Source organism: Agrococcus sp. UYP33 (assembly GCF_054060915.1).
This window is the reverse complement of the sequence record NZ_JBSSDR010000002.1, coordinates 643,869-665,843: the sequence shown is the minus strand read 5'-3', so window position 1 is coordinate 665,843 and position 21,975 is coordinate 643,869. Positions and strand designations below refer to the sequence as shown.

The following is a 21,975-nucleotide window of genomic DNA, read 5'->3' as shown; positions in this document are numbered from 1 at the left end:
ATGACTGGTCGCACGGGGATCACGTCGCGCAAGCGCTGGTGGTCGGGGTTCGGCAAGCGCAAGGCGCGAGGGAGGGGCAAGAAGGGCGGCCCGCCCGTCCACGACGATCCGGTGCAGCGCGAGTTCGTCGCCGATGTCCCGAACCGGCTCTGGCTGACCGACATCACCGAGCACCGCACCGTCGAGGGCAGGCTTTGCCTCTGCGCGTTCAAGGACGTGTTCAGCAGCGAAATCGTCGGCTACTGAATCGACACGCGGATGAAGTCACCGCTGGCGTTCAACGCTATCAACAACGCAGCCGCGCTACGCGGCGGGGTTGGCGGTTGCATACAGCGACCGAGACAGCCAGTTCCTCTCGCGGGTAGCGATAGCGGCGCTTGCCCGTCACCGCATGGACGGATCGATGGGGAGGGTCGGCGCGGCCGGCGACGAACGCCGCGATGGAGTCGTTCTTCTTACTGCTACAGAAGAACGTCCTCAACCGGCACGCATGGGTCACCCGGGAAGACCTGCGCACCGCAATGCTCACCCGGATCGAGTGGACCTACCACCGACGCCGCCGACGACCGGGCCTGGGCCGCTTGACGCCCGTCGAAATCGAGACCCATCATGACTAAAAGCCTGGCCCTCGCGGCCTAATCGAAACTGTCACCAAGTCGTGCAGCAGGCTCCTCGTGGACGACGTATTCTAGTTTGCCGAAGGAACCGATGCCCAATGGAATAGGCGCGCGCCGTCGATTTTGCGTTCCTTCGCCCGGAGCGAGATAGTTCCGCAGTCCTCCCAACCCTGTGCGATGATCTCCGAAAGCGCGGCCTCAAGTGCATCCGCATCAATAACATCGCTGAAAGCCGAGGACAGCACGAGCACGTGCTGGGGACCATCCAACTCCCCAGACTGGATAAGCTCGGCGACGTGAATATTAAGGCCCTGCTCAAGTCGCGCGGTGTCGACAACCGCAGTGCCATTGAATGCTGGCGAAAACGAACTGATGCCATTGATTCGTCCCCACTCATACTCGCCATAATTCAGCGCGATTCGCGAACCTAGCCGAGAGTCATTGCTAGCGTTGGCTAGCTTCGTGTTGATCTCCTCGACGAGTCTCACGGTCGTTGTCCACTGACTGATCACGTTAAGCAGCGTCTCCGCTGGCAGCATCCCTTCCCCAGTCGGGTAGCCTGCAACGAATCCATCGCCGGCAGTCTGAACCTGGGTTGTACCGGTCGCCGTGAGAGCCGTCTCGAGGGCAGCGAGCACCAGTGCCTGGTAGCGCCTTCGTTCGCTATTGGCTTCGGCCAAGATACCGTGATACTTCGAGGTAAGCACACGACCATAGCCCGCGATATCGGCAACTGCGACTATACCCGTTTGCTCGAGTCGCGTCGCTTCGTCCTCGACGTTGATTGCGCGCCTGCGGATCTCGCCTACGCGAACGCGGTCGCGCAAGATATATCCGAGACCGCTGATCAAGGGTTTGCCAAGGAAGTAGAGCGAAAGAATCCCTGTACCGTTCACATCTGGTCGCTCGCTTATCAGCTCCGCCTTCGCATCCCCGTCCAGCGGTAAGAGAACAAAACCGTGACGCCCCTCTCGATCGACTAAGTTTGCTTCGCTACGCTCTCTTAGATCCTCGAGCGCAAACCTTACGGTGCAGAATGCGTTTGTCTTCGTTGGCTGGTTGATCGACGGCTTGAGTTCAATCAGCAGGTCCTCAGCGACGCGTCCGATAACGGCACCTCGCAGTCCGAACGACTCAGCGAGCAATGTTACGTCTTCGAGCATCCTTTCCGCATGGTCGCGAACATACCGGTGAAAGTGAGCGACAATCTCGTCGACATTCTGGGGGGCTTCGTACTTCTGGTTCACGTGATACTGGAGATTTGGAGGGGCCCAATAGCCTTCGTGGCGCAAAGTCGACGGATACGAGTGGAGCCGGAGCGCGAGACTCGTTCCGCGCCCGTCGGTGACGGAGAGTTCGAGAGAGGCCACCACGTAGAGATGAGAGATCGGCACACCCTCAGGAAGGACGTGGTCGGCATCCGCGATTCGCTCGTAGAAGGGCACGAGGTCCTTGATACCACGGCTGCGCCGCTTGCCTCGCCCTCGAAGTCAGCACCCGTCCGCGAACGCCCTTCACCGTAGTGGATGCGACGATCGCCGAGGAAAGAGGATTGCGACCGATTGACCATGACACGTGCCTTTGCCAATCTGCCTTCGCCAATCTGTCCCCACGCGGCTGGAAGGTCGAGGTCCGCGCAAGTCGGCGCGGGGCCAACGACGCACCTCTTCCACATCAGGGAGGCGTACTGGATGGCGGTGGCGCGGAGGCGGATGAGTGCTTGGGACGTCTGCCCGTACCTGCTGCGGCATGTCGCGGAGGCTGACAGTCAACGGTCGCTCCGAACGCACCTGACCGCGAACACTCGGAAGGCCGTGCGGAAGCGGTTCTCGGCATCGCCGGTGGCAGAGATCGGGGCAAGCTCACGTGTATCCGAGCCTTCGCTCCAGTTGCTGCTCGGTATGGGTTGCGATCCCGCACCGGGTCGCCACTCAATCGGCCCAGTGCCGCACTGCGGCACGGGGTCAACTGCGCCGGTAGCGCACTCGCCCGCCCGGTTCCTCGGCACGTCGGCCGTGGAGTGCAGGACCACCCTTGCGCCGAATGCGATGTTACAGCCGCGTGGCGACAACGTGTTCAGCTCAGAGCGCCGGCGCATGGATGATGATGCATGTGTGTGGGATGCAAGAGGGGCCAGCACCGCGGAGCACCCGCCGCTGGCGTTACCCGGGCTAGTAGCCAGCGTCGTCGGATGCAAGCACTGATTCCCGGAGCCGGCGCGCGGCCGCCTTCGTTGGGGCTCGGCACGCTAGCGCTGGCGGGCGCCTATGGCCCCGTGGGCGATGCCGACGCGCTCGCGGTTGTGAGTAGAGCGATCGAGCTCGGCGTGTCGCTCATCGATACAGCCGATGTCTACGGTGACGGAGACGGGGAGTCAATCGTCGGGCGCGCGATCGCCGGTCGGGACCACGAGGTGACCGTTGCGACCAAGGTGGGTCTCGTTGATGGAGGGCGCGGAGGCGTTCGGAACGATCGCAGTTACCTGCGTGCTGCAGTAGGAGCCAGCCTCTTGCGTCTCGGCGTCGAAAGGATCGACCTGCTCTTTCTGCACCGCGTCGACCCGGTGGTGCCGATCGAGGAGACGATGGAGGTCCTCGCCGAGTTGGTTCGGGAGGGAATGGTCGCGAGCCTCGGGCTCAGCGAGGTTACTGCGACCGAACTCGAGCGTGCCTCGACCGTGCATCCGATCGCGGCCGTGCAATCCGAATGGTCCGTGTGGAGCAGAGATGTAGAGCGTTGGGTTGTACCTGCGTGCGCCCGCGCCGGCGTCACCTTCATCGCCTCCGCACCGCTTGGCCGTGGCTTCCTTGCGGGACGAACGACGGCACCGCAAGGCGGCGACGGCCGCGGTCGCGTGCCTCGCCTGTCCGACGATCACCGAACGTCGAATCTAGCTGTTGCTCTGGAACTCTCCAAGCTCGCCCATCGAGAGGGGCTGACCCCGGCACAACTTGCTCTCGTATGGCTGCACCACGCAGGGGACGAGTTCGGCGTCCGAGTACTGCCGATTCCTGGCGCGCGTTCGATCGCACAGCTCGAAGAGAACCTCATCTCGATCGAGCGGCGTGCGTCGGCCGAAACGTTGATAGTTCTCGATGGCCTCGCCGGGCGGGTCTCGGGTGCGAGAGGGAACGCTCGTTGGCTCTCGTTCGGACGGGAGTAAATCACCCGAGCTCGGCAATCAGGCTTCCGATCTGAACCGTCGCGATACCGGCGGTGCGGGCGCTCCGCGCGGCGTCCGAGGGGCGGCACACCATCGGCTCGTCGTGGAGATTGAATGATGTGTTGATTGCCAAGCGCTGGCCGGTGAGGCGCTCGAGCTCGTCCAGGATCGACATCGCTGCCTCATCATCTTCGAGCAACTGCGGGCGGGCGGTTCCATCCGCGTGGACGATGGCTGGATACCGACCACGAGTCTCGGCCGTGCAGAGGATCGCGGTGGTCATCGTCCGCAGCGGAGCCGCGAGTGCGGGTGCGTCGGCGAAGAGATCCGCCGCGTCGCGGGCGCGGGCCATTGGCGCGAACGGCATGAGCGCCGAACGGCGGAGCATCCGGTTGAGCGTCGCCGGCATTTGAGGGTCGTTTGCCGGGGCCAGGATGCTGCGATTGCCGAGGGCGCGCGGGCCGTACTCCGCACGGCCGACAAATCGTGCAACGACCTCGCCGCGCGCAAGGGCGGCGCCCAGCACTAGTTCCGGGGCCGAAGACGGGCGGGTGACGCGATAGCCTTGCCGCTCGAAGGCATCAGCGCAATCCCGATCCGAGTAGGCCGGCCCGAGTCCCAGGTCGAGAAGCGCCGCTGGGCGCGCCCCTTCGACTGAGGACGTCACTGCAGCCGCACCGAGGGCGATGCCTGCGTCGGTCATGGCAGGATGCACGTGCAGCCGCTCCGCCGCATCAAGTTCGGCGAGCCTGCGGTTAAGGCTGACGTTGGCGAAGACCCCACCCGCGACTACGAGGGTCCGTAGCCCGGTCTGAGCGAGATGCCAACTGACGAACTCGGCGACGAGATGCTCCAGGAAACTCTGTACTGTCGCGGCGGCGTCGACCGTGCGAGTGTCGCCGATGACCTCCCGCACGAGATCGTTGTGCAGGTCGGGGCGGCGGTCGGGGTAGGGGCCGACGATGAGGCCCTCGCTAAGCCGCCCACGGATCGCACCCGTATGCGCGTCGAGCTGGAACCGGCTCTCTAGCCATGCGCGGATGCGGCGATCGACGGACCCGGATGCCGCCATTGCCTGCAGTTTTCCTTCGTCGCGCTGCGGGCGCAACCCGCATGCGACGGTAAATGCCGAGTAAAGATGGCCGAGCGAATCCTCGGTCGGCAACTCAAGCGTGCGCACGATGGAGCCTCCGTCTCCTACCGAGACCGAGCCCGAGAGGTCGTCGCCTTTGCCGTCAAGAGTGACTACGAGCGCTGGAGCCGATCCCGACAGCAGGTAGGCACCGCCCGCGTGGGCCGCGTGATGGTCGACGAAAGACACCGGGATGGCCGGCCCAATCCCCGCTTCCGCGATGACGGCCCGAAGGGTGTCCACGCGGCGGCGCTGCGTCGCCGAAGGGAGCTCGCGCAGTTCGGACGCACTCATGCCCAGTTCTGCGGCACGAGCGAGTCGCTGGCGTTCGCCGGCGGCGACGCGAGCGTCGAAGTTGGCCATTGCGCGGTGCGCCAGATCGTCTGGATGCGCGAGGCCGAAGGCGATTCGCGTGACAGGCTCGTCCGAGGCTGCGAGGCAGAACGCGACGCTTTCTTGGGGCGGGGCGTCATGGCCGGGTCGGGCGTCATGGTTCTTTATTCGAGAGAATCGCTCCTCCTCCACAGCGGCGACGACGCGGCCGTCCGAGGAGACGACTGCGGCACTGGCGTTGTGGCCGTCGTAGACGCCGAGAACGCTCAACCCGGCTCGCCGCCGAGCTTGACGCGGACCAGACGGCGTTCGAGATGCTGCTCGATGCTCGGCCCGCGGTGCAGATTCGCGCGATTGTCGAAGATGAGCAGCCGGCCGGGCTCGACCACGGCTTGCACGGGCGACATCGCGTCGATCGTGCGGCGAAAGAGGTCCACCGCATCCTGGAGCTCCTCTGCGAGGGTGCCCTGCAGGTCGGCCAGAACCGACCCGACCCACCGCGGCGGGTCTAAGGAGAGGATCGGGGCACTGAACTGGCGCCGTTCGGGAAAATTGCGTCGCCACGGTACAGGTGTAGAGCGCAACGTGTGCAGCGCCGCGGGATACTCGGCCATCGCATCGTCGACCTTGGAGATGGGGAGAAGCTCCGTTGCCGGAGCCTCAAAGCCCGGGGCGAGATGAACCTGACCGAGAAGAGTCATCGCGTTTGGGCGCCACCAGGGGGTGCTGTCTGTATGCCACTTTTGATCGTCGCGGTGCCCGAGGCCGGATCGCACGATCGTGACCGTTCCGCCGAGATCCTGGTGCACCGACTCCGGAGCAGGGCCGATCCAGGCAGCGAGCGCCGCGGCGGCGTGCAGGGCGCCGTGCTCTTGCGGGTAAGAGAACTGGGCGTGCGAACCGACCGCCGAACGAACCCCCGATGCGAGCTCGCGTGCTTGATCGGCCGGGGTGCGTCGGACGAGCTCGACCAGCGGATGGGACGGATCGCGCAATATTGCGCGCACCGTGGCGTCGTCGCCGTAGATCGGCGCCATCGTGAACCAGGATGCCGGGAGGGGGATGGCAGTCATGGCTTCTCCGCGAGGTGGCGGGCGAGGGCCGCGCGGACGCGTTCGACCCTTTCGGGCGTGGCGTCCTCCGTAACGAAGACATCGAGTTCTGCGTCGTGGACGAGCGGTCCGAATCTGCCGGCGAAGGAGCGGGACGCTCCATCCAGAATGCTCATGCCGAAGCCTGGGTACGCTGAGTCGAATGAGTGTCCGAGGTAGAATGCGAGCGAGCGCTGTCGCGTGGTGTGCGCGTCGCGCTCCCGGTAGTTCTCGAGGCTGAAGCGCGGGTGGCAGGCATCGAGAAGCACCTTGGGTGCTCGCCAGACCGGCATGACGATGCGCTGATCCCCCAGCGGTCGCACCGGATACGCGAGCGGAGCGCGACCGTTCATAAGGGTGAAAGTAATTTCAGCGAGCAGATCCTCGCGGTTGTAGCCGAACGCAAGGTCGCCGAAGCCCTGCTCGCCTGCAATCGTTCGCGCCACCCGCAAGATCAGAAATGTGCCGAAGAAGTGAACCGCTTCTTCGCCGAAAGCTTTCTGAAAATCCGCGTACATTTCCGGCAAGGAGGTGCGCAGCCTTAGGAGTTCAGCCGTCTCGGACTCCGAATAGACTCGATGAGCGATTCCGAGGTCCTGGCAGAGAACGGTTGCGCGGTCGGCGGCTGCGGCGGTCATGACGTCGCGAAACACAAGCGTGAACGCGCTGAGACGGTCCCGAGGGAGCGCGCGCGCGAGTCCAAAGGCCAGCGCGTTACTGTCGCCACCGCCGGACACTCCAAACACGCAGCCGCGCTGACTTACCCCGTGCTCCTCGACGAAGTCGGCGACCTGTCGCGTCACCAGCTGCTTCGCGCGGCCCGCGTCCAGAAGGGCGCCCTCAGCGACGGCGACCCCGCCCGCGAGGGAGATGCCGGCGATCCCTGCGCCCTCGCCTGATGCGCGTGAGTCGTCGCCCCAGGGAAGGATCGTCTCGAACAGGGTGTTGCGCAGCGCCCGTACGACGATTCGAGCGACGTCGGACGAAACTTGGTCGAGTCGCGTCCACCCGGGAACGGGCGTAAGCACGTCGCCACGCGCGAGGTACGCCTGCACCATGGTGCGCGGAATGTCGTTGAGCGCGAGCAGGTCGTCGATCGTCTCTGGATGTGCACGGAGCGTCCGCACGCCGCGGACGTGCTCGAGGTCGGTCCGGCGTTCGGTCATGGGGTCATCTCCTGGTCGGGTACTAGGGCCGCGCTGCGGCGTCCGAGCAGTGCAGGATATGCAGGGCGCGGCACGCCACCGCCGAACGCGCTGAGCGCGACCCTAATTTGCGTGCGCGCGTAGAGATCGGCGGGGCAGCGGCGAGGTCCGGCGCCGAACGGCAACGCGGCGACGGCGTCGGTGCGCGCCGGATCGAAGCGCATAGGGTCGCGCCACGCGGAGGAGCGATGAGTGAGCCAGGGGCTTACGAGGGCCAGTTCCCCGGCCGAGCCCCATGTCTCGTCGCCCGTGAGCTCACGCACGATGAGCCAACTCGGCGGGTAAAGCCGCAAGAGCTCGGAGATCTCGGCTTCCGTTGGAGCGGCGTCCATTCCGAGGGTTAGCGCCGTCGCGACCGCCGCCGCCGTGCTCGCCCAGCCTGCGAGCGCGAGTCCGATGAGCTCTTCGACAATGCGAGGAGTCGACCAGCCGCGCTCCCGTAGCTGCGCGAGGAACACTGTGTGCCCGTCGTTGACTCGTTCCGCGAGCCGGCGCGCGAGCGCGGCGCGGGTTTCTCCGACGTCGGGTTCGGGGAGGATGCCGGCCTGCGCGGCCTCGGCGTTCGCCGTCGCCGCGGCGATGCCGGCGATCAGCACCTCAAGGTCGATGGGCGTGCTGTCGCCGCCCGCGAGGTGATGGAGCATCCAGCGTGTGAATGCTGCAGGGGCTTCATGGCGGGACGGCGCGACCAGGCCCACGGTATCGGAGAGGCTAGTGGCCATGGCCGTCGTATCGGCGGACGCGCCAGCAAGGGCGACCACCACCTCGCTGCGGCTGCGATGGAAATGAGCTCCGCTGAGAGACGGGTAGCCACCGGCCGCTCGACGGGACGCTACGGTGCGCGCTTTCGGCAGATTGCGGCGGCGAAGCAGGTTTCGCGCCGCCGCAGGATGAATGATGACCCAGCCTCGACGGTCACCGAAGCGAGCCTCGACGACGTCTTCCTCGAATGGATAGGCGAGAAGCGCGTCGAAGAGTTCGGGTCGGCTTCGCAGACTCAGTTCAGGGAAGGAAGGGACACCCGACACAATCGCCGGGCTTCGTCACATCTGGGCGGTGAGTGCGGAGGCGCAGAGGACAAACTCGACGCCGCCATCGGTCATGGTCTTCATGCCCTGATCGGCGAGCGAACCGAACACGATCTGAGCGGCCGCGCCGACCGGGGCGGGTGTGTCGAGGGCGATGTTGTCTGGGGTCACGATTCCTCCGGTGCGGCTGAAAGTGTGTCGATGCTATAGGTCACGGATGGCTAATTGCGAGACCTACGTGCGAGCTTTCTCGATCCGTGGTCATGGAGCAACAGCAAGACAGTCGGTCTGCTGAGCTTGATCGTCGCTGGGGACCGCGGCGCGGCGCCTGATTGGCACTCGTGTGCTGTCGCTCTTGGTTGAACATCCCGCCGCCGCGCGAAGTGCCCTTGGGTCGCGTGCTTGAAGCCTGGCTGGGGGGGGGGGGGGGGGGTGATGGCGGCAGACGACAGAGATGAAGTCGCTGGCTCCTCGCCTCCACATGGCGATCGGGTTCGAGCCGATGGCGGCGCAAGCCGTGGTCGAGCAACCCGTGTGCGGGTTGCTGCCGGACCGATGACCGCGCCTCCAGTCAGAGGCGCGATGGGCGTCGTGCTGCACGGGATCACGGACCCGCGGCTTTGGTTCGGCTAACGCGGGGGAAGCTCACGCCCCTGCTTGGGACCGCGTGCCGGCATCCATGTCTGCTTTGCCCGAGGAACCGTCGTGCGGTGAGCCGTCGCTAGTTCTGTCAGCGCTTCGTCACGGCACAACGCGGACGACTCACCAGCGCACCAGAGCATGGCCGTCGCCGGCTGTTGCCTGCTGTCCCGCGCAGACACCTCCGAGGGCGAGCGGTGGCGTTGCATCAGTGAAGGGTCCTAGCCGCCCTCAACGAAGTCGCGAGCGATCGACATCACAGCTGCTGTTTGGTCGTCGGCGATGGCTCCGGCGGGGGAGAGGTGACCAAGGCCGTCTTTCATACCCATCCACCATGCGCGCGTCTTCCCGAGCGACTCGACGGAGAGCACGAATTGCCACACCTCGTGCGCCTCACGCAGGCGTCGCTCCTGCGTCGGAGGGGGTGCGGCAGCTTCACTTCCCCAGCGGTCGATGTCGGCGGGGCTGGCGTCCACCGTGATGGTGAGCAGCCCTCGGCCTAGGCGCTCCGAGAGATCCCGGATCACTTCCGGTAGAGGCATCTCCGCGCGAGGAATCGACCGGCGCAGCGAACGCCTAGAGGGAAAGGTCGGACCGGCAGCGCTGTCTGGAAGACCAGATGGGGCATTGCCCGCTTCGCGAGCCACGCCGCGTGCGGCGCCCAGCGCTGCGTCGCGCACGAAGTCGCCGGCCGAGGCGTCGGATGCGCGGGCAGCTCGTTCGATCAGATCGAGTTCCGATGCGTGTACGGCGATGGCCAGGCGGAGGGGTGTCTGACGCGTAGCGAGAGTGTAAGGGTGTCCACTTTCTGTCCACTATTCGGTCATCTTCGGTCATCGCTCGCGCCGCAGGTAGCAGTACGATCAGCTAGATTTCGCCAGTCCTGGGCTTGTCACCGCTGGTCGGGACCGACTTGAATAGCCCTCGGTCACGGGTTCAAGTCCCGTCCGCCCTACTGTGTGGGTGCACAGCGTCGCCCCGACCGTGTGACCGCGTCCCAGAACGCAGCAGCCCGTCTCCGTGCAGTGATTTGGAGCCGCTATCGGTCATCACATCGCTTTCCCATGCCAGACCCTCTAGTGTCCGATCCACGCGCGCCTTGCCGAAGTCGCGCTTCGAGGACTCGGCGAGGGCCGCAGCCGTCAGCCTCACCCCGACCAGATCACGGAGCCCTTCGCATGAGCACAACGCAGGTGTCAGACCGTGGGGCATCTCGCCTCCGCGGATCCGGCCAGACCAGAGTGCTCGTCGCGGACCGACAGTGCTGCACGAGGGGCGGTCACCGATGACCGCGCTGTCGATCGCGGTCACCGGCGGCTCGGGCAAGCTCGGCCGAACCGTCGTGCGCGTGCTCCGCGAGGCCGGTCACGAGGTGACGAACCTCGACCGGACCGGGGAGCGAGGTCCCGGCTTCGTGGAGGTCGATCTCACGGACTACGGCCAGACGATCGACGCCCTGACCGGAGTCGATGAGCATGCCAAGGCCTTCGACGCAGTCGTGCACCTCGCCGCGATCCCGGCGCCGGGGCTCCTGACCGATGCCGCCACGTTCCACAACAACATCACCGTGACGTACAACGTGTTCCGAGCGGCGATCCGGGCCGGCGTCCGCACCATCGTCGCCGCGTCGAGCGAGACCGTGCTGGGACTGCCGTTCGACGTCCCGCCGGCCTACATCCCGGTCGACGAGCACTCGACCCGTCCCGAGACCAACTACTCGCTCGCGAAGCACCTGGAAGAGCAGCTCGCCATCCAGCTCGTGCGCTGGCACACCGATCTCTCGATCCAAGCGCTGCGGTTCTCGAACGTGATGGAGCCGGCCGACTACGCCGAGTTCCCTTCGTTCGACGCGGACGCTCGGCTGCGCAAGTGGAACCTCTGGGGCTACATCGATGCACGCGATGGCGCCCAAGCAGTGCTCAAGGCGATCGATCGCGGTCGCCGCGAACCCGGCTTCGAGCACTACATCATCGCCGCGGCCGACACGGTCATGTCGCGCTCGAACGCAGACCTCGTCGGCGAGGTGTTCCCGGATGTCGAGATCCGCGGCGACCTGGGAGTGAACGAGACCCTGCTCTCGATCGACAAGGCTCGCGCACTGCTCGGCTTCGAACCCATCCACTCCTGGCGCTCGTAGGCTCCCGGAAACACTCCGACCGCCTGGTGGGGTACAGCAGCGTCACGCGGGAGGATGAGCACATGAGCTACACACCCCACGTCGAGGTCGCCGCATGACGGTCGAGCCTCGCCCGGCCGAGCATGGGCCCGCAGCCGAGCGCGAGCAGGACACCCAGGTGGGCGACGTCGAGCTCACGCGCTGGCGAACGCAGCTCGGTCGCTGGCTCGCGAGCGTCGCGCGGTGGCTCGCCGACACGGTCGGTCCCTACGGCACGCTGCTGCTCACGCTCGCGATCGGCGCAGCCATCGCCGGACTGCTCAGCGTCGTCGCGGTGCTCGTGTACGACGCGGTCACCGACCAGGACGGCGTCGCGGGCATCGACCGCCCGCTCCTCGACGCCATCCTCACGATCCGCAACCCCGCCGTCGACCCATACATCACGAGCTTCACCGACCTCGCGGGCACGGTCGGGATGCCGCTGGTCGCCATCGCGGCCCTGCTCATCCTCAGCATCCGGCGCCGATCGTGGACGCCCGTCGTCCTCATCGTCGCCGCGGGTGGCGGCTCGCTGCTCATGACGATCGCCGGCAAGGTGCTGATCGGCCGCGAGCGGCCGCCGCTCAGCGACGCCGTGCCGCCCTATGAGGTCTCGGCCTCGTTCCCGAGCGGCCACACGCTCAACGCGGTCGCGATCCTCGGCGTGACCGCGTACCTGCTCGTGCTCCGCCGGCAGAGCAACGCGGCCCGCGCCGCCATCATCGCGGTCGCCGTCATCGCGACGATCTTCGTCGCGGGGAGCCGCGTCTACCTCGGCCACCACTGGGTCACCGACGTGATCGCCGGCTGGGCGCTCGGCGCCGCGTGGCTCGCGCTCGTGATCACGGCGCATCGCCTCTACCTGACGTCCCGGCTCCGACGCGACGAGCAGCGCGCCGTCGCCTGAGCCGCCCGAGGAGCGCTGGCGGAGCACGTCCGCGCCTAGCGGGTCAGCGGACCCGCGTGCTAGACCGAAGCCTCAGCGACCCCCGGAGGCTCCCATGGCACCTGACACCGTCGACGATGCCAAGCGAGCCGCCAAGGAGGCTGCCGAGCAGGCCGAGCGAGCCGCCGAGGCCGCGCAGCAAGCGGCGGCGGAGCTGGACCAGCAGCGGCGGAGTCAGGATGCCGAAGGCGCTTCCGACGACATCGGCCGCGGCGGCGATGGCATCGGCACGGGGGAGGCCCGCGGATGAGCGCGCCGCGCGACGGCGCGCCCGACGAGCGCGCCGAGCCGTCCAGGGAGGCGCCGGACGTCGGCAAGGGCGGTGACGGCACGGGCTCCGGCCAGGCGATCGGCGGGCGATGATCCCCGAGGGGTTCGCGACCGTCTACGCCTTCCTCGGGCTGGTCGCGCCAGGGCTGCTCTTCGAGATGCGGCGCGAGCGGCGACGGCCATCGCTCGAGCAGTCGAGCTTCCGGGAGGCGAGCCGCGTCGCGCTCATGAGCCTCGTGTTCACGACCGCGTCGATCCTGATCCTCATGGTGGTCGCGCTCGTGGTGCCGGGAGCACTGCCCGACCTCGCGGCGTGGGTGAGTGAGGGCGATGGGTATGCGCGCGAGCACTTCTGGCGCATCGTCGCCGGCGTCACGGCCGAGGTCGTGATCGCGTGCCTGCTCGCGCTCGGCACGGACCGCTACCTGCGCCGCGGTGACACCGCCGCGCATCCGATCGGCCACGGCGACCTCTGGAACTCGCTCTTCTCCGCCGACCTGTCGCGGGACCAGGTCGCGTGGGTGAAGGTCGAGCTGAGCTCGGGAGCCCAGTACTGGGGCTACGTCGACTACTTCACGATCGGGAAGCCCCCGTCCGAGCGCGAGATGGTGCTCAAGGGCCCGCGGATGCAGTCGCGCGACGCGGGTGCGATCACACCCTCGGAGGAGGAGTACTGGGCGTACGTCGTCGTGAAGTACGCCGACGTGCGCCTGCTGAAGGTTCGGTACGAGCCGCGCGCGAGCGCATCCGCGCCGCCGCCGTGAGCGGCGCCGCGCCTCACCGGCGGGACGCGGTCCTCCGGCCGACCCTCGTCAAGGCATAGGCGACGAGGCCCACGCCGATCGCGATCCCGCCGAACAGCCACACGTGCGGCTCCTGCTGCGTCAGGAGCAGCACGCACGAGCCGATGCCGAGCACGGGCACCCACGTCCACACGCGGAAGTGGTCGTGCTCGACGCGCTCGCGCCGCAGCACGAGCACTGCGACGTTCGTGCTGAGGAACACGAACAGCAGCAGCAGCACGACGGTCTCGGCGAGCGTGCCGAGGTCGCCGACGAAGGTGAGACCGATCGCGATCGCGGTCGTGACGAGGATGGCGACCCACGGCGTGCGGCGCCGCGGCAGCACGCGACCGAGCACGGCGGGCAGCAGGCCCTGCTCCGCCATGCCGTAGGCGAGGCGGCTCGCCATGATCATCGTCAGGAGGGCGCCGTTCGCGACCGCGACGAGCGCGATGACGCTGAAGACCCAGCCGGGCAGCGGGGCACCGGTCGCTGCGAAGACGTCGAGCAGTGGCGAGCTCGAACCCGAGAGCTCGTCGGCGGGCAGCGCGATCGCGCTCGCCAGTCCGACGAGCAGGTAGACCACGCCGGCGACGAGCAGCGAGCCGATGAGGGCGCGCGGGTACACCTTCGCCGGGTCCTTGATCTCCTCCGCGACGTTCGCCGACGTCTCGAAGCCGACGAACGAGTAGTAGGCGATGATCGCGGCGGCGAGCGTCGCGAGCGCCGGGTTCGCGCCGGCCGGGAACTCGCCGACGCGGCTCACGTCGCCTCCGCCGCCGAGCACCATGAAGGCGACGGCGACGATGATGAGCAGCAGTCCGGTGAGCTCGACGATGGTCATGATGACGTTGCCCGCCATCGACTCGCGGATGCCGCGCGCGTTGAGCGCGGCGACGAGCAGCAGGAAGACGGGAGCGGCGATCATCGGCGCGATCGGCACGAGCGCCGCGAGGTAGTCGCCCGCGAAGGCGAGCGCGAGCCCGGCCGCGCTGACGACGCCGGCGGCGAGCATGCAGAAGCCCACGAGGAAGGAGACGATCGGGCTGCCGAAGGCGCGCTGCGCGAAGACGGCTGCACCGCCGGCACGCGGATGCTTCGTCACGAGCTCCGCGTACGACCCGGCGGTCAGCAGGGCGAGCAGCAGGGCGAGCAGCAGCGGCAGCCACATGGCGCCGCCGACCTCGGCCGAGAGCTCGCCGGTGAGCGCGTAGACGCCGGCGCCCAGCACGTCGCCGAGGATGAAGACGAAGAGCAGCGGCCCGGTGATGCCCTGCTTGAGCTTGCTCGGGGTCTCGTGGTCTGCCGTCGTCGTCGCCCGTGCATGCTCGCTGGTCATCGTTCCAGGCTAGGTGAACGCACGCAGGCAGACCGCCATCGCACCGGTCGTGAGTGTCGGAAGTGGGCACTTCTGCCACCCACGGGCCGGGCGTACAGTGCGCACGGGGTCATCGTGCACGACGGGGGACGCCATGTCAGACCTGGTGGATGCGGCTGCCGCGAGCGAGCCGCGCGTGCTCGAGCTGCGGGTCCACGGCGTCAACAACACGACGCCCGCGGCGCTGCTCGACCTGCCGCAGGACGACATCCAGTGCCTGCGCGGTGATGCAAAGGCCGCGTTCTGGCTCGCTGCGCCGCGGCAGAACCCTCCGAACCGCACGCGCGGGCACATCCCCGCCGGGATCCGGCGCGAGGCGTACTCGTGGGGCGGGCTCGTGCGGTCGGAGACGGCCAAGCACACGGCGAGCCGCTCCATCGCGCTCGCCTTCCAGGTGCTCGCGCTCCCGTTCAGCATCGGCAACGGCGCCATGTGGACGCGCCGCCTGCCCCATGACAGCGACACCGGTGCCACCCGGCTTCGGGCGAACATCACCGCGGCGGCCGCGCGGCTCTTCGGGTTCGTGCTCACCCTGCTGTTCACGACGACCGCGGTGACCGTCGCCGTCGACCTCATCGCGCTGCAGTGCTCGATCGGCGGCGAGTGCTCAGCCTGGCCGTCCGACCTGCTCGGGAGCGCGGTGGCATCGATGCCGGGACTTGCCGCGCTGCTCACGCCCGGCCGCGTGCTCGCGCTGCTGGCGATCGTGCCGGTGCTCGGCGTCGGGCTGCTCGTGCTCTTCGCGCGCATCGCGCGCATGCGCTACGACACGCTGCACACGCACGAGACGGCTGCCGGCGCCAAGGCTCGAGAGGCCATGGAGGCGGCGAAGGCGAAGGGGAGCGCGGCGCAGCCCGATCGTCGCGCCGTGCTCGCCCAGCCCGCGTTCTGGTCGAACCGCACCACCGCCCACCTCGCGCTCGTGCACTTCGCGGCCGCGACCGCCCTGACGACGGCGCAGGTGTCGTGGCACCTCGTGGCGCTGGATGCGTCTGCGGGCTTCCCCGCGATCCTCTGCTGGGCGGCCGTCGTGCTCCTGGTGCTCTCGGCCGTCGCGGCGGCGATCCTGCCGACCATGACGATCACGCCGAGCGCGCCGGAGGGCCCGCGGTGGAGCGCGTGGCTCGCGCAGGGGCTGCTCGTGCTCGCGATGCTCTGCTTCGCGCTGCTGCTCGTGCTGCTCGTGCTCCCGTCGGCGCCCGACCTGTCGTCCACCGACGGCCTCGCCGGCGACGAGCTGCCGCCGCTGCTCATCATCACGCTCGGCGGGGTGCTCGCGCTCTCGGGCGTCGCGTGGCGGCCTCGCGGCTTCCGCGCGGGCACCGCGTGGCTCGGCTCCACGCCAGCGGTGTTCATGCTGCTGTCGCTCACGGTCGGCGTGCTGACGAGCTCGGCCGTCATCGCGCTGACCACGATCGTCGTCGCGGGCTGGGGCGGTCCGGCAGCGCTGGTCGCGGGCGCCGCGACCCGTTCGGGCCTCCACGTGCCGGATGTCTTCCTCGCCCTCGGCGGGATGATCGCGGTCGCGCTGCTGCTGAGCCTCGTCGTGCTCGTGACCTTCCTCATCCCGCGGAAGCTGCTCGCCGACCGCGCGAGGACGTGGCTCGTGCAGGACGAGGACGACCCGCTCCGGGCACGGCTCGAGCGCGACCGCCGACGCGCCGCGTTCATCCATCTCATCGAGCCGGCGACCGGGATCATCGCGACCCTCATGGCGGTGGCGATCGGCCTCGCGCTGACGTGGGTCTGGGCGGGCGTGCTGTGGCAGGCACCGCTGCCCGGTGTCGCGAGCGGCACGGCGAGGGTGCTCGGCATCCGCGTCGCCGACATCCTCGTGCTCACCACCTGGTCGCTCACGGTGGTCGGCGTCGCGCTCGCGGGCATCGTCGCCCTCGGGGTGCTGCTGCGGAAGCCGGGGCTGCTCGCGATCGTGTGGGACGTCACCTGCTACCTGCCGCGCACGGCGCAGCCGTTCGGGCCGCCGTGCTACGCCGAGCACGCGGTGCCCGACATCGCGCAGGAGCTCGACGAGTGGCTCTGCGAGCACCCGGAGCGGCACGCGGTGCTCGCCGCGCACAGCATGGGCGCCGTGATCGCGGTCTCGGCCCTCGGGCTGCTGGCGGCGACCACGCGCGATCCGACGGTGGTCGAGCGCGTCGCGCTGCTCACCTTCGGATCGCAGCTGCGCACCTACTTCGGCCGGCTGATGCCAGAGCTCGTCGGACCGGCGGTGCTCGGCACCTACCCGGCGCGAGGGCCCCGGCCGTGGAAGCGCGACCCGTGGTCGACGGATGCGCTCGACGACGACCGCGCCTGGGACGCGCCCCCGCCGCAGCCGTCGATGACCCGGCTCGGCGGTGCGCTGCTGCCGGGCGACGGGGTGCCGTGGATCAACCTCTGGCGGCTGAGCGACTACCTCGGCTTCCCGGCGGTCGCCGGGCGGACGAGCCTGCGCCGAGGGGAGACGACCTACGAGAACGCGATCGATCGCTACGCGCAGGAGATCGACAGGACGATCGATCCGCCGGTGGTCGTGACGCACAACGACTACTTCCGCGTGCCCGCGTACCAGGATGCGCTGCTCGAGCTGCTGGGCGGTCCGGAGATCGCCGAGCGGGTGGACGGCGGCTCGGCGGCGCGCTGACGTCATGCGCCGGTGCTTCAGCATCCGCTGGTGGCCGTGTCGGCGGGTACGCTCCGGAGCATGAGCCCGAGCACGCCGTTCCTCTCGGTCGACCTCGAGCGCATGCAGGCGAACATCGCCCGCACCGCCGACGCCGCCACCGCGCGCGGGCTCGCGCTGCGGCCGCACGCCAAGACCCACAAGTGCATCGAGATCGGGCGGATGCAGCTCGCCGCCGGCGCCGTCGGGCTCACGGTCGCGACCGTGGGGGAGGCCGAGGTCTTCGCGGCCGCCGGCCTCGACGACCTCTTCATCGCCTACCCGCTCTGGGTCGACGCCGACCGCGCTGCGCGGCTCAGCCACCTCGCCGCGGTCGGCGCGAACATCGCGGTCGGCGTCGACTCGGTGGAGGGCGTCCAGCGCCTGACCCGCGGAGGCCTCGCCGGTCGCGTCGCCGTGCGCGTCGAGATCGACGCCGGCCACCACCGGTCCGGATGCGACCCGACGGCCGCGGCCGACGTCGCGATCGCCGCCGCCCGCGCAGGCTTCGACGTCGAAGGCGTCTTCGCGTTCCCCGGCCACGCCTACGCGCCCGGCGCCGGACATCCGGCCGCCGTCGACGAGGCGCGGGCGCTCACGGTCGCCGTCGCGGCGATGCACGACGCGGGCATCGCGCCGCGCGTGGTCTCGGGGGGCTCCACGCCGAGCTTCGACGCCGCGCTCGCGATCGACTCGCCGGTGACCGAGCTGCGACCCGGGGTCGGCGTGCTGGGCGACGCGCAGCAGTGGGAGCTCGGCAGCATGCCGGCGACCGACCTCGCCCTCACCTGCCACGCCACGGTCGTCTCGCACGCCGGCGGTCGGCTCGTGCTCGACGCCGGCTCGAAGGTGCTGGGCGCCGACCGCCCGGCCTGGGCCACCGGTCACGGACGGCTGCTCGACCACCCCGGCGCGCGCATCGTGCTGCTGAGCGAGCACCACGCCGTCGTCGACATGGGCGACGAGGCGCTGCCCGCGCTCGGCAGCATCGTGCGGGTCGTGCCCAACCACGTGTGCACCGCCGTCAACCTCGTCGACGAGCTCGCGGTGCACCATCACGGCACGGATGCGCAGCCCGCGGCCGTGTGGCGCGTCGCGGCGCGCGGCCGCAACAGCTAGCTGGCCTGCGCGCGCGCAGCGTCGCCGATCGTGGCTGCGAGCTGCAGGATGCCGTCGCCGGCCTCCGGCTCGCCGTCGGGGCCCAGCGCGATGAGCGGCACGCTCGTCACGCCCAGCTCGCCGAGCGCGGCGGCGAACGACGAGACCTCGTCGACCGACGCATCCGAGCGGATGCTTGCGAACTGCACGACATCGAACGCGCCTCCGAGCCCCGCGGCCGCCCGGGCGTCGCGCACCACCTGGATGGCGTCGCGCGTCACCGAGCGATCGGCGTCGGGCGTGAGATCGCCGGCGAGGATGACCCCGTCGCCGAGCTCGCCCGCGAGCCCGAGCGTCTTGGGCTTGCCGCCACCGATGAGCAGCGGCGGCACGGGCTCGGGCAGCCAGCGCAGCCGCACGCGGTCGAGCCGCACGTAGCGGCCCTCGACGCTCAGCTCGTCGCCGGCGAGCAGCGTGCGCAGCGCGGTGGCCTGCTCGGCGAGCAGCGTCAGCGGCGACTGCGCGCGCACGCCGGCCTGCGCCATCCACTCGAGCACGCCGTGGCCGATGCCGGGCAGCAGGCGGCCGGGGAACATCCGCCCGAGCGTCGCGATCTCCATCGCGGTCAGCGCGACGTTGCGCAGCGGCACGGGCATGAGCCCGATGCCGACGCGGATGCGCTCCGTCGCGGCGAGCACCGCGGCGGCGGTCGACGTGCCGGACTGCCCGAAGCAGTCCTCCCACAGCCAGACCTCGTCGACGCCCGCCTGCTCGGCGGCGCGGGCGACCGGGAGGAAGCGCTCCGGCGGCTGGTCGGGCGGGATGATGAGGCCGAGCGTCGGTGCTGCATGCATGCGTCGAATGTACGACGCGGCACCCACGCGTGCGCTGTCGTCCCGGCGGGCCTCGTTTAGGCTGGGGTGCATGAGCGACACGGCCCAGACGGCGCCTGACGACGCCGCCATCGCGCAGCACGAGGCATTCCGACGCAAGCGCGAGCAGAGCGTGCGCGCCCCGCAGGGGTCGCTCGCACTCGTCGCCACCGCCTGGATCTCCGAGCCCACGACCGTCGACGGCGTGCCCGGAGCGTGGTCGGCATCGCCCGCCGGCGACGGGCTGCAGGTCTCGGCGGATGCCGCAGACGAGATCACCGTCGACGGCCAGGTGGTGGACGGGGCCGCGATCGTCTACGGCCACGACTCGATGACGCCGAGCTCCGTGCGCTTCGACGACCGGCGCACGGCGTTCGCCATCGGGCCCGACTTCCACGGCCGCTTCGCGCTGCAGGTGTGGGACGCCGACGCCGCCGAGGAGCGCGGCTTCCAGGGCATCGACGCCTACCCGTACGACCCCGCGTGGGTGAAGCAGGGCACGTTCGAGGCCGTCGAGGGCGGTGTGGGCTTCGAGTACGAGAAGTCGCGCGGCGGCTCGCTGCGCCAGGCGGTATCGCCCGGACGCATCCGCTTCGAGCACGAGGGCGCCGAGATCGAGCTGCTCGCGCTGCCCGACGGCGACAGCCTGCAGATCGTCTTCGCCGACGCCACGACCGGAGACGAGACGTATGACGTCGGCCGCTTCCTCTTCGTGAAGCCACGCCACGACGGCACCGTCGTGCTCGACTTCAACCGGGCGATCGTGCCGCCCTGCGCGATGAGCGACCTCTTCAACTGCCCGCTGCCGCCCGCCGGCAACCGCCTCGCCATCGCCATCCGGGCGGGGGAGCAGCGACCGAGGTTCGCGCAGCCGTAGACCGCCGGCAGAGCGCATCCCGACCTGTCCAGAGCATGGGCGCCATGTCCGTGGCCCATGTCAGTGGCCCATGGTGTGATGCGCACATGGACGACTGGGGCATCGACGCAGAGGGCTACATCGCAGCCGTCCGCGCGGGTGCGCTCGACCCCTATGGGCAGACCGCCGACGAGCTGCAGGCGTCGCTCGACGCGTTCGACCGTGAGCTGACGGCGCGCATCATGGCGATGACGCCCGACGAGGTCGAGGCGGGTGCCGACCTGCCGCCGCTGCGTCGGGAGCCGGAGTCGCCGGCGCAGGAGCGGCTGCGGCTCGACGACGAGTTCGCGACGCGGATGCGGGCCCTCGAGACGCAGTCGGCGCGGGTGGAGGGGTCGCGGCGTGCGCTCATGGCCGAGCACATGCAGCGGGTGCTCGACCTGCCCGGTGACGCCGGCCCGAAGGTCAAGGAGCTGGCGTCGTTCGCGGCGGTCGAGGTCGGCCTCACGACCGGCGGGATGCAGCAGCGGATGACCCAGGCGTGGACGATCGTCACGGAGCTGCCGGCGGCGCACGAGGCGGCCTCCGCAGGACGGATCACCACCGCGCACCTCCGGGTGATCGAGTCCGAGACGCGCGCGGCGCGGCTCGACCCTGGCGTCGATGCCGGGCAGCGGGCGCGCGTGGTCGAGGCGCTCGTGGCGGTCGCGGAGCGCTCGAGCACGAGCGAGCTGCGCGCGCGTGCGAAGCGGATCGTGAACGAGGTGCTCAGCGAGCCGCTGCAGGTGCGCCACGACGCCGCCAGGCAGCAGCGCCGGGTCGAGCTGTTCGATGCGGGCGATGGCATGGGCGACATCGTCGCACGGGTGCCGATGCTCGAGGGGACGGCGATCCTCGACCGGCTCACGCAGGCCGCGCGCGGCAAGCCGAAGGACGATGCGCGCACGTTCGACCAGTTCCGCGCCGACGCGTTCCAGGAGCTGATGCTCGCCGGCGTCGTCCCCGAGGACCTCCATGGCGTCTCGCCGATCACGGCGCACGTCTCGATCCTCATCCCGGCGACGACGCTGCTCGACGACGATGGCCAAGACCCTGCGCTGCGGGCGCTCGATTTCCCGGCGTCGCTCGATGGCAAGGTGCTCGTCGACCGCGACACGGCCCGCCGCATCGCCGGCACCGCGTCGGTCTGGGAGCGGCTGTTCACCGACCCCGTCACCGGCGTCGCGGTCACGGTCGACACCTACCGCGTGCCGCGGCAGCAGAGGCTCTGGCTGCAAGCCCGCGACGGCGGCTGCCGCGGCCCCGGCTGCGCGAGACCAGCGCTCCGCTCCGATGTCGACCACACCATCGACTGGGCGAAGGGCGGCACGACGACCCTCGGCAACCTCGGTCACCTCTGCCGCAACTGCCACACGCTCAAGCACGACTCCCGCTGGGCGGTGCGGCAGCTGCCCGGCGGCGTGTTCGAGTGGACCTCACCCATCGGGCGGGTCATCACGGACGTGCCGGAGCCGATCGGGCCCGTCTTCACCGACACGCCGCGGCGCAGCCCGCCGTCGACGGAGACGCGCGCGGAGCGCCGCCGCCGCACACAGGAGGCGGTCGATCGCATGGCCGCCGACCGCGACCGGATGCTCGCGGGCCTTCCACCGGATCCCGACGCGTCCCCGCCGCCGCTGCCGCCCGACTCGCTCGGTGTCTGGACGGCCGAGGGCACGCACGTGCTCGGGCCGCCGGCTCCCTTCTGA

Annotated in this window: 18 protein-coding genes and 1 pseudogene; 10 read left to right on the top strand and 9 right to left on the bottom strand. The window is 69.3% G+C overall.

All coding sequences use genetic code 11. The features are described from left to right. Window positions 1–39: 39 nt before the first annotated feature. Window positions 40–639: pseudogene (locus tag ACVWW9_RS13495) on the top strand (transposase); the annotation flags it as partial. A gap of 49 nt (window positions 640–688) precedes the next feature. Here ACVWW9_RS13495 and ACVWW9_RS13490 read toward each other — a convergent pair. Continuing rightward, a complete protein-coding gene (locus ACVWW9_RS13490; RefSeq protein WP_456515909.1) occupies window positions 689–2,062 on the bottom strand; it encodes a hypothetical protein in 1,374 nt (457 codons plus the stop codon). 746 nt (window positions 2,063–2,808) lie between these two features. Between ACVWW9_RS13490 and ACVWW9_RS13485 the strand changes: the two genes are divergently transcribed. After that, complete coding sequence (locus ACVWW9_RS13485) at window positions 2,809–3,780, top strand: aldo/keto reductase (protein ID WP_456515908.1); 972 nt, start codon at window positions 2,809–2,811, stop codon at window positions 3,778–3,780. A gap of 1 nt (window position 3,781) precedes the next feature. Here the strand turns inward: ACVWW9_RS13485 and ACVWW9_RS13480 are convergent, their stop codons facing one another. From ACVWW9_RS13480 to ACVWW9_RS13455, 6 genes are all read right to left on the bottom strand, one after another. Next, entirely contained in the window at window positions 3,782–5,515 is a 1,734-nt protein-coding gene (locus ACVWW9_RS13480; RefSeq protein WP_456515907.1) for a carbamoyltransferase C-terminal domain-containing protein, read from the bottom strand. Then, a complete protein-coding gene (locus ACVWW9_RS13475) occupies window positions 5,512–6,318 on the bottom strand; it encodes a TauD/TfdA family dioxygenase (RefSeq protein WP_456515906.1) in 807 nt (268 codons plus the stop codon). Before ACVWW9_RS13475 ends, ACVWW9_RS13480 begins: the two co-directional genes overlap by 4 nt. Next, window positions 6,315–7,502, bottom strand: coding sequence for a hypothetical protein (locus tag ACVWW9_RS13470; RefSeq protein WP_456515905.1), 1,188 nt, complete (start codon window positions 7,500–7,502; stop codon window positions 6,315–6,317). The genes ACVWW9_RS13475 and ACVWW9_RS13470 overlap by 4 nt, the downstream gene beginning before the upstream one ends. Then, on the bottom strand, window positions 7,499–8,569 hold the full coding sequence (locus tag ACVWW9_RS13465; protein ID WP_456515904.1) for a cytochrome P450: 1,071 nt from the start codon (window positions 8,567–8,569) through the stop codon (window positions 7,499–7,501). The genes ACVWW9_RS13470 and ACVWW9_RS13465 overlap by 4 nt, the downstream gene beginning before the upstream one ends. Window positions 8,570–8,584: 15 nt before the next feature. Beyond that, window positions 8,585–8,740: a hypothetical protein gene (locus ACVWW9_RS13460; RefSeq protein ID WP_456515903.1), complete on the bottom strand. Its 156-nt coding sequence runs from the start codon at window positions 8,738–8,740 to the stop codon at window positions 8,585–8,587. 689 nt (window positions 8,741–9,429) lie between these two features. Then, window positions 9,430–9,684, bottom strand: a complete 255-nt coding sequence (locus tag ACVWW9_RS13455; protein WP_456515902.1) for a hypothetical protein — start codon at window positions 9,682–9,684, stop codon at window positions 9,430–9,432. Between the two features lie 818 nt (window positions 9,685–10,502). Here ACVWW9_RS13455 and ACVWW9_RS13450 point away from each other — a divergent pair. The 4 genes from ACVWW9_RS13450 (at window position 10,503) to ACVWW9_RS13435 (ending at window position 13,343) form a co-directional block, all read left to right on the top strand. Further along, window positions 10,503–11,345 (top strand): NAD-dependent epimerase/dehydratase family protein, encoded by an 843-nt coding sequence (locus ACVWW9_RS13450; RefSeq protein ID WP_456516037.1) that lies wholly within the window; start codon window positions 10,503–10,505, stop codon window positions 11,343–11,345. Between the two features lie 94 nt (window positions 11,346–11,439). Then, a complete protein-coding gene (locus tag ACVWW9_RS13445) occupies window positions 11,440–12,270 on the top strand; it encodes a phosphatase PAP2 family protein (protein ID WP_456515901.1) in 831 nt (276 codons plus the stop codon). 94 nt (window positions 12,271–12,364) lie between these two features. Next, a complete protein-coding gene (locus ACVWW9_RS13440; RefSeq protein WP_456515900.1) occupies window positions 12,365–12,559 on the top strand; it encodes a hypothetical protein in 195 nt (64 codons plus the stop codon). 109 nt (window positions 12,560–12,668) lie between these two features. Continuing rightward, on the top strand, window positions 12,669–13,343 hold the full coding sequence (locus ACVWW9_RS13435) for a DUF6338 family protein (protein ID WP_456515899.1): 675 nt from the start codon (window positions 12,669–12,671) through the stop codon (window positions 13,341–13,343). 13 nt (window positions 13,344–13,356) lie between these two features. On the opposite strand, the gene ACVWW9_RS13430 is transcribed toward ACVWW9_RS13435, so the two are convergent. Then, complete coding sequence (locus ACVWW9_RS13430; RefSeq protein ID WP_456515898.1) at window positions 13,357–14,700, bottom strand: APC family permease; 1,344 nt, start codon at window positions 14,698–14,700, stop codon at window positions 13,357–13,359. Between the two features lie 133 nt (window positions 14,701–14,833). Between ACVWW9_RS13430 and ACVWW9_RS13425 the strand changes: the two genes are divergently transcribed. Together ACVWW9_RS13425 and ACVWW9_RS13420 are read left to right on the top strand one after the other, a co-directional pair. After that, a complete protein-coding gene (locus tag ACVWW9_RS13425; RefSeq protein WP_456515897.1) occupies window positions 14,834–17,383 on the top strand; it encodes a hypothetical protein in 2,550 nt (849 codons plus the stop codon). Between the two features lie 60 nt (window positions 17,384–17,443). After that, window positions 17,444–18,520, top strand: a complete 1,077-nt coding sequence (locus ACVWW9_RS13420) for an alanine racemase (RefSeq protein ID WP_456515896.1) — start codon at window positions 17,444–17,446, stop codon at window positions 18,518–18,520. On the opposite strand, the gene ACVWW9_RS13415 is transcribed toward ACVWW9_RS13420, so the two are convergent. Beyond that, window positions 18,517–19,353, bottom strand: a complete 837-nt coding sequence (locus ACVWW9_RS13415) for an LLM class flavin-dependent oxidoreductase (protein WP_456515895.1) — start codon at window positions 19,351–19,353, stop codon at window positions 18,517–18,519. The genes ACVWW9_RS13420 and ACVWW9_RS13415 overlap by 4 nt on opposite strands. Before the next feature lie 70 nt (window positions 19,354–19,423). Between ACVWW9_RS13415 and ACVWW9_RS13410 the strand changes: the two genes are divergently transcribed. Together ACVWW9_RS13410 and ACVWW9_RS13405 are read left to right on the top strand one after the other, a co-directional pair. Further along, entirely contained in the window at window positions 19,424–20,248 is an 825-nt protein-coding gene (locus tag ACVWW9_RS13410; RefSeq protein ID WP_456515894.1) for a DUF1684 domain-containing protein, read from the top strand. Window positions 20,249–20,334: 86 nt separating this feature from the next. Then, window positions 20,335–21,975: a DUF222 domain-containing protein gene (locus tag ACVWW9_RS13405; RefSeq protein WP_456515893.1), complete on the top strand. Its 1,641-nt coding sequence runs from the start codon at window positions 20,335–20,337 to the stop codon at window positions 21,973–21,975.